Below are 13,184 nucleotides of genomic sequence, written 5' to 3'. Positions count from 1 at the left end.
TCAAACTATCTATAAATTATAATAACGCTTTTATACGTCCCACCATACGACACAGACTATCCGAATTCCTCATAGCCGATTCAATATCCCAGCACTCATTGATAAAGGGCAGAATTGCCGTATTGTATTCCCGTCCTTTACTTGCTTTCCCTTTAGCCATCAACTGTTTTTTCAACGTCTGGTCCGAACTTTCCCGAATCAGAATATGGGTCAGAAAATAAGAAGACTTACAACTAAACTGCATTTCCATACAGGCTTTTGCTCCTCCTTGTTTCTGCAGTCCGGCACAAGGTAACTGATCGACATCGACAGAGATATATTTTGCAAATCCATCCCGATCAGCCATTAACCAGGCTTCAGCTTCATCTACAGCTACATTAAACACTAAATTCTCCGCCTGTTCCAACCCTCCGAGTAATTTTCTCTTTAATTCAGGTGCACAATTATCCGCATCCAAATCCGTCAATAAGATAACCGGAAATTTCATCGCTAATTGATTGAAATTCGGAATTTTATTCTTAATTTCTCCTCCCCTTGCCGGTAATTCCATCAAAACAGTAAACCGCCCGGCACCACAATAACTCAATATCCGGTAAATGACATGCCGGGTGACATCGTCTTCTCCCACAATATACACACCTATCATAGATCAGTCTAATTTTATGTGAGACATCGATTCGATCGACCAGGGTTTTGTCAATGGCATTACCACATCCGCCATAGAGAAACCGGCTGCCAAAATATTTTTTGCCTTTTCTACGTTTGACAACACTTCCACTTCAGTTCCTTCCGGACTATTGGTCAACAACAATACTTCTTCGGGAGCTATTCCTTCATTCGACAAAATATCATAACTATGTGTAGTGATGAACACCTGCCTGCCTCCCTTTTTCACTCGCTGAATTTTTGCTATAAATTCAGGGAATTGGGCCACAATCCCAGGATGAAGATTTATTTCAGGTTCTTCCAACAATAACACTCCGTTCGAATCAATCAATGCAAACAAAAAACCGATCAACCTCAAAGTTCCATCAGAAAATTGCATTTCCTGCTGTTTACTCCCCCGGGTCCTCCAATGTACATAACGTGCCTCCAGATGCGGAACTCCTATCTCATCTTTAACAAAAGATAATTCCTCCAGCTGGGGCACCGCCAATTTCAAAAATTCATTGATTTTCCGAAAATAAGAGCGACGGGTATTATCATTTAACAAAGCCAGTCTTTTCAAAAAATTACGTCCATAATAATCCTCCTTATCCCCGCTATAACTAGACGAAGCTGATTCCCGGACCATTTGTGGGACGACATTGAGATATTCGACATTTTGCAGGAATTGCTGAATCACCCGGAAATCTTTGTTGGCATTCGGCTGTTCCAAATAAGTATATTTCAATGTTTCTTCATCCTCTCCCAAGGTTTCAGCCGAACGATCCAGTACATAGCGCTGTTCTCTCCCCGAAAAAACTTTCTCAGAAACAATTTTTACCTGATTTTCCCGTATTCCTCCTCCCGTATGCTTAAAGTTCAATTCATAGTGCCAGCACAGCTCCCGACTATCCGACTCACTTAATTCGATAGCCAACTTTACATTCGATTGCTCACGGGCTGCCAGGCAACGTATTTTTGTAATACCGCCCCTCACCCGCACAGCCGTTTGAAGTCCCCCACCTTGCTTAGCAACATCCCGCAAAAAGCGAAGTGCATCGATAAAATTGGATTTTCCTGCAGCATTCGCTCCCACAACAAAGCACCGCTCTTGCACTCCAACCTCACATCGGTGAAAGTTTTTCCAGTTAAATAATTCGATTTTAGAAATAATCATGGTGCCCTATATTTTAAAATTCAGCAAAATCAGCTTGAATGACAAATATAGGATAATCTATGCTTCGAGACAATTAAAAAAGAATGATTTTCTCTAAAAACATCATTTTCAGAGGAAATCATTCTTTTCTATCAGATTGAACCAGAAGCTTTTCCGCTTAACACTCAAAGTCGGAGAGCGAAAACACTTTGTCTTCGGGCACTTCCGGGCCGCTGCCACAGGTCGGCCACCGAAATATTGCTGCGGATCACTTTGCTGTAGAGATGCAGACCGATTGAGAAATAAAAACAACAAAAAAATATCAAATCTTCTATTTTGTTTGAGGTATACATATCGTAAATAGTCGGGACAAAATATTAATACCGGAACAAAGATCTTTGAGTAATAACAAATCCCAGGCTTAGGAAAGTCTGGGATTTGTGCATAAAAAATCCCCTGAGTTTTTCAGAGGATTTAGTAATTTCAGAAATCTTACATTCACGATACATTAAATAATGCCTCATCAAAAGTAAACTTTAAGAGGTATTATTTTTAAATTTTTTACGAACTCTACAAAATCTTAACTTCCTGTAAAATAGTACATAACGACCCAAAATTATTCATCTCCCAAAATTTCTTTCAATTCTTTCAAAAAAATATCCGTATCCCGTGCTCCCTGCAATTTACCCACAATATTTCCTTCAGCATCCAAAATAAACATTGTCGGAAATGCATTTACATCAAACTTTTTGCGTAAAGCAATCCCTTCACCTTTTTCCATATCTACTTTCAAAGGAATAAAATGTTTTTTAAAATAGTCACCGACAACCTTTTGTGTAAATACCCGTTCATTCATCATCTTACAAGGGCCACACCAAACGGTATAACAATCCATAAACACCATTTTCCCCTCTTTGCCCGCTTTCTTCAAGGCTTCTTCATAAATCAAATCCTGAAATTGGACACCTTCCCGGTTTTCCAGATTGGAAATAGCCTGTTCATAATAGCTCAAAGGAGGTCTTTGCAAATCTTTGGAACGTTCTTTCAAGTATCCGATCAACAAATCCCGCTCTTGATTGGGTAATCCTTTGATATCCCCCAAACACACATCCAGATTCATGGCCAATTCCTTATGACATCCCGGAATTCCAGCCCGCATGGCTTCAATCATTTTATCGTACTTCTTTTCTCCCCGATACTTGGTTATATTATACAAAGCAAAAACCCCGTTTGTATCGGGTAGATTACATTTGTGCAATTCCAATGCCAGATCTACCATCAGATTACCATCATAAGGAGTCGTTCCGCAGGCATAAGGGAACAATTTGGCAAAGTAAATCCCGGAAATAAATCTATCCACTTTCTCCTGCCCTATATTTTTCACAAACTCAGCTTTCCGGGTAATCAGCTTTTTAAACAATTCATCTTCATTGGTCCGTATTTTCTGCATAAAATATTTCCAGTTCTCTTCCTTCGGCAATTGTTTATCCTTTAAACGGGCAAAAATATCTTCTATCACTTTTTTAGCTTTCTCATCCTCAGAGGCTGTATTTAAAACATCGGCATAAGCACGTAAAAATTTCAGGTTACGTTCTCCTTTTTCATAACGCCGGTTCATTTCCGGCAGTGTAGTTTTCGGATCCAGGGACTTCGCAAGCAATTCCTGAAATTCCGGTAACTGATGCCCGCCAACAATCCGGTAAATCAAATTTCCGTCCTGATCCAATACAATATAATGGGCCATTTGGAGTGTATTGTATTTGGTAGCTAACGGACGTCCCTCATTCGTAGTTATATCGATAAAAAGGTTTACGAAATGCCGGTCCATCCAGTCGGCAAACTGCTGGTCACTGAAAACCAGTTGGTTCATCCCGTGGCAAGGCACAGCCCAATCAGCAAAACAATTCACAAAAATAGGCTTATTCACCTCCCGGGCTTTTTTTAAAGCCTCCTCAAATGAATAAATATATTTCATTTTTACATCTGTTTTTACTTTATCTCCATATATACTCTGTGCTTTTACACTCACTACTACACCTAAAAGCAGCACAAAAGCCAACATCAATTTTTTCATAAAATCTTCTTTTAAATTAATTAACAATCCCAAATTATTCCTGTAACATATCTGAATAACTCCATACTACCGGCTTATTCTTTTATACAACGTACGCTATAAGCCGCCGTCAAATTGGAGGTTCCCCGCAGAATCCCTTCATACACTTTTGAAGCAGCACGAATAATACCTGTCTGAACGGAATCACTCTGCACAATCTTGGAAGATGACCAAAAATAAGCATTCATATCTTTATTCATATAAGGAGTTCCATAGGCAAAAGTTCCATAGGCCCGGGTACCTCCATACAATATTCTGAAACCGGTACCTTCTTCCTTCAATAGCATACCGGCCTGTTTCCCGCGCCATTGTTCCAATAATCCGAGTTCATCGCCGTCCATATAAAGTTCTGTTTCCAATTTTTTCCAGTCTTCATCGGTCGGCAAACGCCATCCATCTGGCAAAGCCTTTAGAGCTGCATCATAAGTATACAACAAACCGTACTTTTCTGCATATCCGTCATTCTCTTCCTCCGCATTCAAAAAATATTCCTCTGCCGTCAAACCGATAGTCTTTGTTTTAGTTTCTGCCAGGATTTGATTTAATGTTTCCACCGTGGATTGCATGGAAGGATACCACGTTACCGTATTAGCAATTAAATTTACAATACTCACTGCCGAACCAGGGTAGTCAAGATACATCATAACAAAAGATGCCGGGGAAAAAAAAGGTACTTCCGGTAAAGGATCGCTACTGATCTTCCCGTCATTTATAGCATTCTGTACAACCTCATCGAACAGGGCCCGAGCAGGTTCAATGCGGTTTGTATCCAAATTCTCCTCCCGATAAGTATAACAACCGTCTACACTTCCTAAAGGCAGACGGTAGGCCAAATTTTCCGCCATCCAGGTCTGGTCTCCGATAGTCACACAACGGTAGATCTTTCCATCCCTTGAATCAGTATATTCCGAAAAGACTCCTTCCGGTCCGATCAAAGAATTTTCATCTTCACAAGACCACCACGCCAACATTCCGAATAATATATATATGATCTTTTTCATAATACCCGTTTTACAATTCAACACCCAATTTTTCAGTAATAATCTCATACAACACCTCATATTTTTCCATGACCAGGGGATAAGTACCCCATTGTTCACGGAAAACCTCATCCGAACCAGTAGCCAGTATAACTTTTACAAAACACTCCAGATCTCTCTGGGTATCATAAGGAGTAAACAATCCACCTCCCCACTCATCTCCCATAACGAAACCGAAACGGCCTGTAACAGCCCGCGCCTCTACCCGTTGCTCTTCCAAAGCCTCCCCGGTCAGACTACCCGTATAATCCGGATTCAAGACATCACAATTCCAGTAAGTAGTAATGGTATTATCCACCTCCGACCAATACTTTGTCCCGTACCAGTTCGCATCGGAAACTTTGTTGAAATATGCCAAGTCTTCTGAATAATTTTTGATTTTTTGAGTTACCATATTCCTTTTCATATTCAACAGAATATCCCCGGGATTTTCTCCTTCCCAATTTCCCATAATCATAGTTAACGTACGGAAACCTATCATAAACTGTTGATCGACTTCTGTCACCTCCCTGTTATCCAAATTTTTAGTTGTCACCGATTCCGGGACAAAAAAACAAAAAGGGAATAAAGCTTTGTCAGCATCTCTCAGGTATTGCCCGATCCAGGTCAGTACTTCCAATTGTTTTTCCGGATCAGTTATATACTGATAATGATATTCCAGTTTTTTATAACTATCGTATCCCCAAGCCAAATCCAGTTTTTCATATTGATAAACCGGTTGCCCATGGACGTCTGTTTTCAAAAATATCCTCCCGATCGTATCATTGAAATATACCGGTATCCCATAAGTTTCATAAATTTCATAAATCCGATGCTTTACAGGATCGTCAGGATCATCCTGTATAACATACAATTCATCCAGATTTATCCGGGATTCCAATGTACTTTCCTTACTGCACGCTATCATTAGCAGGCAGAAACATATATATATAAACCTTCTCATAATCAATCAAAATTTGCATTAATTACCTCTGTTAATCTTCGCATCGGTCTGACATTATCAGGCATATCGGTATCAAATTCCAATACTGATTTAGGAATAGAAAATACATAAGCCGGATCATCGATTTCCAGACGGAAAACTTCTCCACGCATGAATTTCATTTTACTATCCCAATCGTATACAGCAAAAACACGCTCTATTGCTTTCCGTAAAGGAGCTTTCCGACACACAGCATACCTCCGCAGATCAAACCACCTGTGCCCTTCAAAACACAATTCCCTGCGACGTTCTTTCCGTACTTCCTCTATCACAGTGTTCTGATCATAACTTACATCCTGCCAACCTTCAATCCTGTTTCTCCGGAAAATATTCAACCAATCCGACGCCCCTGAGGGATCGTCAAGCATCGCACACGCCTCAGCAATATTCAGGTAAGCTTCTGAAATCCGTAATAAAAATAAATCCGAAACATATGACTGATGTAAACCACGTTTATATTTACGTCCCAATGCTATGCTGTCACTGGAAGAAGCCGGAGTAAAAAACAATTCTTTCCGGTAATCATTATCTGCATATAACCGATACAATCCGTTAGCAATACAAAAATCACCGCCATTACCGGTAAAAGCATTTTGTACGTTTAATGAGCCCTGAGAAAACAATATTTCCGGATTGGTCCTGGAAATAACCTCATCTTCATCCTTCACAACAGCATAATCTTTCAGTGAAGATTTGATTTTTAACAGATCATCTGCAGCCTGCCAGGCGTTTTTCCAATCCTGCATGTAAAGATATACACGGCTTAACAGTAATAGCGAAGCTTCCCCGGAAGCCCTGTAAAATAAACGTGTCTGCGGACTTTGGGTAAAATAATCCACTGCTGCTTTCAGATCTTTCACGATTTGTTCATATACTTTCGCAACCGGTACACGTTCAAACTGAGAAGCCTTGTCTTTATCGTGCTCTACATATCCTGTCAGTTTCAAAGGAATTCCCAGGGTTGTCTCTGCATTTTCCGGATCGTAGGCCTGAGCATAAATGTTTACAAGCAGGAAATAAAACTGTGCACGTAAAAAATGCGTTTCCCCTCTGACTCTCAAAGCATCCAGCCGTTCTTCTTCGGTAGCCGGATTTAAATCTTCGATTTCATCCAAAATAATATTAGTGACATTGATCCGGCGATAAAGATCATCCCAAAGGGCATTATCTGCAGCCAGCTCATCTCCTTTATAGCTCCTTCCCACCTCCATTTGCCAGGTGGTATAACCGAAATAAGCCGAATTCATAGCTGAATTCCATATTCTGTTTTCAGCCTGATCAGTAATTACGGTATTGATATCGTCGTCCAGTATATGCAGCCACCAACCAATATCTCCCCAAGCTAAATCTTGTACTTCTTCCTTGCTGGGTATATATACACTTCCAAGTAATACCTCATCCAGATCCGATACCGATTTCACCACGACCATATCCTGGGAGTAGTCATCCAGATAGCCACAGCGAACCAATATCATCACAGCCAATACAAGTAATATATTCTTTTTCATTCTACTGTTTTTTTAAAAAGTTACATTCAATTGGAAAGTATACGAAGGCCTTACCGACAAATTGGGTTTTGCAAAACCAGCCTGCGACGGATCCTGTCCCTTCAGAGCTTTTGCAGAAACTGTAAAAAGATTCATACTGTTGAGGCTCAATTGCACATTTGAAAACGGAGTCTTCCTCAACCATTCGGTATTCAGCGTATAACGCAACGACAAAGAAGAACATTTCAAATAATTACCGCTCACTACACGTATATCGGATTTATCGTACATATCCCACACACTATTAGCAAATTGCTGAATGTGAGAAATATCTGAACTCGTCACAGAAGAAAAATGAACAAGAGAACTGAAATAATCTGGATCCGAAGGACTTAAAATCACCGGAACATTGGTATTCAATTCATCTCCCGGAGCCATCCAACGATTAACAAATTCCTTTCTTATATTTTTTTCAGCACTTACTCCATTCAAAATCGGTTCATAAAGACTGAATAAACGCACTTTCGATCCCAGACTATAAGACATATTCACAGAAAGTGAAAGACTTTTATAGGTTAGTGAAGTCGACAAACTACCTGTAAAAATCGGATCCCGTTGCCCGCTTTTTTCCATAGTCATCAGAACAATATCTTCCAATTCCCGGTCTTCCAGTAAATGCATACGATCTGCATAATCATTAAATACAGGGATGCCGTTCGCAGGATTAAGGCCCAGGAAACGATAAGAATAAAAACTACTGACCGCCTCTCCATCTACCAATGCAGTTCCGTTTAAATAAGAATCTATCGTATATTTTTCTACTGTCTGAGAACGCACTTTATTCAGGTTACCTGAAAAATAAGTATACAGATTCCATTGCCAGTCACGGGTTTTCACCGGAATTCCGGACAAACCGACAGAATAACCATTATTTTCCAGGTTCCCCCCATTCATGACATAAGAATGGCCCGGTACCCCGTTCACAGAAGAGACCTGCACGGTCGTAAAACAATCTTCCGTCTTTTTCAGGTATAATGTTCCGTTTATCCCTATGCGGTTGTCCAGAAAGGAAAGATCCAATTCCACATTGAACTGACGGGTTTCTTCCCATTTCAGATTCGGATTCGGATAACGGGCTACAGTTGAAATATTTTCATTATACATCGGATTAATTGTCCCTTGTCTCAGTATCAGGTTCGGACTCTGGTCTTCCAACATATTTCCCTGTATTCCGTAAGAAGTCCTTAAACGCATATTTGAAATAAAATCTGCATGCTTCATAAATGTTTCTTTCAGATTCCACATTCCCGAAACCGACCAGATAGGGAGGAATTTTTCATTACTACGGCTTCCGAATTTATTGGAAGCGTCAAAACGTCCGTTGGCATTTAAGGTGAAATAATCTTTATAGCTGTAACTTAATGTCAGGTAACCCGAAATCTCATGGTTGATACCATGTAACAATGACCGGTGATTTTTATTGATCCAGGTCTGGTAGTGCGGATAATCCTCCAGATTCACATTGTCAATGAACTGCAATCCCCGTTCTTTCACAAATCCTCTGTTCTCATCCGCAATACTCCTGGAAGTACTTCCGTTCAATTCAAAACCTCCCATCACAGATGCCAAATGTTGCTGATTTTCCCCGAACATCTTCCGGTATTCCACCTGAGTCCGGAAAGTATAAGAATCTTGTTCCGAATTATTGGTGTTCAGTATACCTCCATAAGGTAAAATACAATTCCCTGCATCTCCCGTTTTTCCAAGTTCTTCATATTCGGCATTTTTCAAGCGGGCTATATAATGGCTTTTTTCTCCCCACCATTGCTCCTGTAAAGTGCTGCTGTGCATATAATTTCCAGCAACGGAAAGCTCCAGGTCTTCCAGGATGTTGTAACGCAAAGTCAGATTCGCCCCTAAAGTACTTCCCCGGTAATCATTAGAACTATTTCTGATTTCATTCAGAATATTATATCTGAACTGTTTATGACTTACATTACTTCCTCCATAACCAATAGCATCATAATAAAATAAAGAACCGTCTTCATCATAACACGGAATAGCCCGGGAAGTATTATAAGCATAATCCATCGCATCAATATCAGGCATCAGGTGATTTTTCCGCTGAATATTCCCGTTTAAAGAAAAATTAGCCCTTATTTTCGGTGAAAAATTAATATCCAGGTTTACCATTGCCGTATACCGTTCCGTTTTTGTTGTTTTCGATACCCCATCCTCGAAGTTGGCTCCTAATGAAACGTAATAACGCATACTTTCCGATCCTCCGGACACCCCGAAGGTATGGTCATGGGAATAGGCATCCTGAGTCAAAATATCGAACCAATCGGTATTGACTGTCTCATAACGCAACACTTCCTGTTTAAAACCAGCATAATCAGTCAGACCGGAATAATAACGGTACAAAGCTCCTTCATATCCGACTTTAGGCATATTCGACGGAAACTGATAATGTAAATCGCTCAATTCTTTTCCGAACTGTACCCGTTCCCGGGAATCCATCAGATTTATGCTCCGGTCCGAATACCGGGGACGGCGGGTCAATTTCGATGTATGGTTATAGGAAAAACGGGCAGGTCCAATAGAACCTTTTTTTGTTGTTACGACAATCACGCCATTGGCAGCCTTAGTTCCGTAAAGTGCTGTCGCCGAAGCATCCTTCAACACATCGATCCGGTCTATGTCCTGAGGATTTATTCCGGCAATCGCATTTCCGACAATATTGATATAATCCGGATTATTCAAATCCTCCACACTGACATTCACCGGATCATGCATAATAAAACCATCCAGTACCCACAAAGGTTCACGGTTACCAATCAGAGTTGAAGTTCCGCGTACCCGTATCCTGGGAGTTGCACCCACTTCACCGGAATTGGTAATTAACATCAGTTCGGGAATCCTTCCTTCCAAAGCCTGGTCAATACTACTCATTCCGGGAACCAATACATCCGAAGCCTTCACCGAGGTAATAGCACTGGTAGAACGCCGCTTATCGACTTTCTGATAGCCGGTTACCACAACTTCTTCCATCCCTACAATCAACTCTTCCATCACAATCCGAAGTGTATCTGTCGTTCGTTCTGTAAAATTCACTTTCTGTGAAACATATCCTATAAAAGAAAACTCAAGTGTTCCCCGCTCCAACGGAAGTTGAATGGAAAAATAACCTTTATGATTGGTAGAAGTCCCCAACATCATATCTATCAATTTTACCGTTACTCCCGGTAACGGATGTTTCTGGCGATCAGTAACAAATCCCTTCAATAAAATCGATTTTGATTTTTCTGACGGAGAATTTACCTTCTTTTTAATTACCACTGTTTTTTGTTCAATCACATATTCCATACCGGAACCTTCCAACAGGGCATCCAATGCCTGTTGTAAAGTAACCTCTTTCAGGGAAAGGGTAATGTTGTTCAAAGAGCGGACATCCTCTGAATTAAATACAAATTCATAAGGAATTTGCTGCCGGATATTCTCTATGACCTTGAAAAACGGAGCCCGTTGAAAATTGAATGTTATTTTCGGATTATCTCTTTGTCCAAATAACTGTCCGAAATAAAAGACACTCAAAATCAAGAAAATAAATGGTTTGAGTTTAAAAATTCTATACTTCGGCAGATTACCGAAGTATAATCTTCGTTTTTTTTTCATAGTTTTGTAGAATTAATACAACTTGTTAATATTATTAGCAGGTTTTACACGAAAAGTGGGGTCAACACTTTTCGTGTTTTTTATCTCTGTATAATGATTTTCTTTCCATTAACCCGGTATTTTACCTGGTTTGTCAAAGCTATTTTCTGCAGCACTTCTTCGAGGTTTTCACTTCGCTCCACATAAAGGTAAAACCGCATTTTTTTCAAATCTTCCGTTTCATAGTCCACTTGCATATCATACCAACGGGCTAGTTCATCCATTATAGTTTCCAAAGCAACATCCTTAAAAATGAATTCCCCGTTTTTCCAAGCTAAAACAGTCATCAAATCCGCATTATGCAACAACATCTTCTCTTCTCTTACTTCACACTGCTGACCAGGTTCCAACTGCAAAACCTGATTTTTATGCACTATTTTCACACAACCGGAAACCAATGTCGTGAAAGAAGGGCCCGTCGGATATGCTCTTACATTAAATTGCGTTCCCAACACCTTAACGCAGGCTCCTTCAAATTCCACCAAAAAGGGACGCAGACTATCCTGTGTAACTTCAAAATAGGCTTCTCCCGTCAAATATACTTTTCGTTCATCCCCAAAAACATCCGGAAAACGAAGGGACGATTCGGCATTCAGGTATATCCGTGTCCCATCGGACAGAACCAATCGATATTCTCCACAACGCGGAACAATAATTTCATGGAAACGCTCCGTCATTTCTTTCTTCTGAATGACAGTACCGAGTTGCAATCCCTCTGAAATTTCATTCTTAAAACCAACTTTTAAAGAATCTTTCAATGTACCTTTATTCAGATCATGCTGAATACCGTCTGAGGTTATCAACCGTACAGGAATCGTTCTTGAAAAAGTTTTCTCCATTTTTACCCCGGAGAAAAAATGATCTCCCCAAAATATTCCAATCCCAAGAATCACACTGGCGGCAACCAAACTCATCTGCCTCATCCGACGTCTTCTCATCTGCCTGTAAGGATCCAATTTTCTCCAAACACGTTTCATATTTTCCGGAGAAGGATTCTCTACCATACTTTCTTCACAATAATAGTTATAAGTATCTTCGAGAAAATTCCGGTTTTCTTCTCCCATCTCCCCCCATCTCTCCACTTCTTGTTTTTCTTTTTCTGAAGCTTCTCCCAAAGCCCAATTCCTTATAATTTTCCAATCAATTTTCATAATTTTTCACACTCTCTTTATATAAAGACGAGTATTTTTTAAATCAGGGTACAAAAACGAAATTTTTTTTAGAAAAAAAATAAAAATTCTATAATTGCTCCCAATATTTCAGGAAACAATAGAGCAAAGGCAAAGAACTCCGTATAAATTTATATGCTCTCTTTATGTGGGTGTGGACTGTCAATTCTGAAATATTCAATGTTTCTGCTATCTCACGATAACTCATATCGCGGAATACTTTTAATTCCAATACCCGTCTTTGTTGCTCAGGTAATTTATCCAGACATGCTTTCACCTTTTCCAATAAATCCTCATTATCTTCATATTCTATTGTCCCGGAAAAAATCAAAGCTTCTGTCAATTTATCCTGATTGATGTCTATCACCTGTAAATGTTTAAAATAATCCAGACAAGCATGTTTTACAGAAGCATAAAGATAACTTTTCAGATGGGTACTTTCGGGAATTGAAAGCGAAGAAGTCCAGAGCGAACAAAACACTTCCTGAACCACATCTTCCGCTAATTCACGATTCATCAGATAAGCCAAAGCAAAACGATATAATCCCGCATAATAACGATTAAAAACCACTTCAAAAGCCCTATACGACTTAAGTTTCAGTTGTTTCATCAAGCAATCATCCGAAATTTCTATCTTTTTACCAGGCATAATCAAATTTAAACCGCCTAAAAATATCAAATTATTTAGAATCGTGACATAATCGTATCGATTTTTTCCATGCTGGTTTATATCTACAGCCTGGTATTCTAAAAAAAAGCTTTAAATTCGCATATAGCGATGCGGAAACAACGTTATGCCGTGTCAAGGACAAACCATGAAAAGATGGTTGAAATAAACCAATACAAAGCGAAGGATCTCCTTTGGCCCTCTGCCATCC

The 13,184-nt window shown here is 39.8% G+C and carries 9 protein-coding genes; all 9 read right to left on the bottom strand.

The window, feature by feature from the left end; genetic code table 11:
• Window positions 1-16 precede the first annotated feature (16 nt).
• Window positions 17-646 carry a hypothetical protein gene (locus ODOSP_RS13835; protein ID WP_013612926.1) on the bottom strand — a complete coding sequence of 210 codons (630 nt, stop codon included), beginning with the start codon at window positions 644-646 and terminating at the stop codon, window positions 17-19.
• A 3-nt stretch (window positions 647-649) separates the two neighbouring features.
• A complete protein-coding gene (locus ODOSP_RS13830) occupies window positions 650-1,822 on the bottom strand; it encodes an AAA family ATPase (protein WP_013612925.1) in 1,173 nt (390 codons plus the stop codon).
• A gap of 595 nt (window positions 1,823-2,417) precedes the next feature.
• Entirely contained in the window at window positions 2,418-3,875 is a 1,458-nt protein-coding gene (locus ODOSP_RS18950) for a thioredoxin family protein (RefSeq protein WP_013612923.1), read from the bottom strand.
• Between the two features lie 74 nt (window positions 3,876-3,949).
• A complete protein-coding gene (locus tag ODOSP_RS19960) occupies window positions 3,950-4,915 on the bottom strand; it encodes a fibrobacter succinogenes major paralogous domain-containing protein (protein WP_013612922.1) in 966 nt (321 codons plus the stop codon).
• Between the two features lie 10 nt (window positions 4,916-4,925).
• Complete coding sequence (locus ODOSP_RS13815; RefSeq protein WP_013612921.1) at window positions 4,926-5,897, bottom strand: hypothetical protein; 972 nt, start codon at window positions 5,895-5,897, stop codon at window positions 4,926-4,928.
• Between the two features lie 2 nt (window positions 5,898-5,899).
• Window positions 5,900-7,444, bottom strand: a complete 1,545-nt coding sequence (locus tag ODOSP_RS13810) for a RagB/SusD family nutrient uptake outer membrane protein (protein ID WP_013612920.1) — start codon at window positions 7,442-7,444, stop codon at window positions 5,900-5,902.
• 12 nt (window positions 7,445-7,456) lie between these two features.
• Window positions 7,457-11,098: a SusC/RagA family TonB-linked outer membrane protein gene (locus ODOSP_RS13805; RefSeq protein ID WP_013612919.1), complete on the bottom strand. Its 3,642-nt coding sequence runs from the start codon at window positions 11,096-11,098 to the stop codon at window positions 7,457-7,459.
• Window positions 11,099-11,178: 80 nt separating this feature from the next.
• Window positions 11,179-12,288, bottom strand: a complete 1,110-nt coding sequence (locus ODOSP_RS18945; protein ID WP_013612918.1) for a FecR family protein — start codon at window positions 12,286-12,288, stop codon at window positions 11,179-11,181.
• A gap of 88 nt (window positions 12,289-12,376) precedes the next feature.
• Complete coding sequence (locus tag ODOSP_RS13795) at window positions 12,377-12,955, bottom strand: RNA polymerase sigma-70 factor (protein ID WP_013612917.1); 579 nt, start codon at window positions 12,953-12,955, stop codon at window positions 12,377-12,379.
• Between the last annotated feature and the right edge of the window lie 229 nt (window positions 12,956-13,184).

The organism is Odoribacter splanchnicus DSM 20712, from assembly GCF_000190535.1.
GTDB classification, from domain to species: Bacteria; Bacteroidota; Bacteroidia; order Bacteroidales; family Marinifilaceae; genus Odoribacter; species Odoribacter splanchnicus.
This window is presented reverse-complemented; position numbering and strand designations above follow the sequence as displayed.

Coding starts and splice junctions, on each gene's coding strand:
- ODOSP_RS13835 (WP_013612926.1), bottom strand. CDS start 646: ATGATAGGTGTGTATATTGTGGGAGAAGACGATGTCACCCGGCATGTC.
- ODOSP_RS13830 (WP_013612925.1), bottom strand. CDS start 1,822: ATGATTATTTCTAAAATCGAATTATTTAACTGGAAAAACTTTCACCGA.
- ODOSP_RS18950 (WP_013612923.1), bottom strand. CDS start 3,875: ATGAAAAAATTGATGTTGGCTTTTGTGCTGCTTTTAGGTGTAGTAGTG.
- ODOSP_RS19960 (WP_013612922.1), bottom strand. CDS start 4,915: ATGAAAAAGATCATATATATATTATTCGGAATGTTGGCGTGGTGGTCT.
- ODOSP_RS13815 (WP_013612921.1), bottom strand. CDS start 5,897: ATGAGAAGGTTTATATATATATGTTTCTGCCTGCTAATGATAGCGTGC.
- ODOSP_RS13810 (WP_013612920.1), bottom strand. CDS start 7,444: ATGAAAAAGAATATATTACTTGTATTGGCTGTGATGATATTGGTTCGC.
- ODOSP_RS13805 (WP_013612919.1), bottom strand. CDS start 11,098: ATGAAAAAAAAACGAAGATTATACTTCGGTAATCTGCCGAAGTATAGA.
- ODOSP_RS18945 (WP_013612918.1), bottom strand. CDS start 12,288: ATGAAAATTGATTGGAAAATTATAAGGAATTGGGCTTTGGGAGAAGCT.
- ODOSP_RS13795 (WP_013612917.1), bottom strand. CDS start 12,955: ATGCCTGGTAAAAAGATAGAAATTTCGGATGATTGCTTGATGAAACAA.